We start from the raw sequence: 762 nt of genomic DNA, 5'->3' as shown, positions 1-762 counted from the left end.
TAATCCTATTTTACGAGGTTGGGCTAACTACCATCGACATATCGTATCTTCTAAGGTTTTTAGTAGCATAGACAATTTCATTTGGGAACAACTATGGCAATGGTCAAAAAGACGACATCCAAAGAAAAGTAGTACATGGGTGAAAAATAAATACTTTCATACTTATGGCTCTCGAAACTGGGTGTTTTCAGCCGAAATTTTAAAGACTGGTCTTAATACGCCTAACAAGTGGTTGAGGTTGGTTAACCTGACTTCGATATCCATTCAAAGGCATATAAAGATTAAAGGTGACGCAAATCCATTCGACCCAACATGGGAAGATTATTTTGATAAGCGTTTAATGAGCCTTATGAAAAAGTCTTTAAAAGGTAAGGCTAAGTTGACTTCAATATGGAAAAACCAAGAGGGAAATTGTCCTATCTGCAACTCAAAGATAGCCCAAGATGAAAAATGGGATATTCACCATAAAATACGCAAAGTTGATGGTGGTAGTGACAATGTAACGAATCTAGTTATGCTCCATTTGAATTGTCACAGACAAACCCATAGCCAAGATTACAGAATGAGTAGCTGACTCTCATTTGAGGGTTTATAAAGGCTTGAGCCGTATGAAGGGAAACTTTCACGTACGGTTCTTAGGGGAGAGGATTGTGGCAACACACCCCTCTTACCCGATTATGGTTTTGCAGTTCTTGTCAAACTGCCCATCAACGGGACGTTAATGGAGCAAAAAACATTCTCGCGGTCGGGCTTGGCCGTCTT

The 762-nt window shown here is 39.6% G+C and carries 2 protein-coding genes; both read left to right on the top strand.

Annotated features, from left to right (window positions below):
• On the top strand, positions 1–574 hold a 574-nt coding region (locus EI162_RS14400; RefSeq protein WP_192524977.1), incomplete at its 5' end, for a group II intron maturase-specific domain-containing protein.
• Positions 575–648: 74 nt separating this feature from the next.
• Positions 649–762, top strand: a 114-nt coding sequence (locus EI162_RS14985; RefSeq protein WP_225737018.1) for a zinc ribbon domain-containing protein, incomplete at its 3' end; no start/stop codon positions are given.

This window comes from Psychrobacter sp. FME6 (assembly GCF_014861365.1).
GTDB lineage: Bacteria > Pseudomonadota > Gammaproteobacteria > Pseudomonadales > Moraxellaceae > Psychrobacter.
The sequence above is the reverse complement of the archived record's forward strand: the minus strand, read 5'-3'. Positions and strand labels throughout refer to the sequence as shown.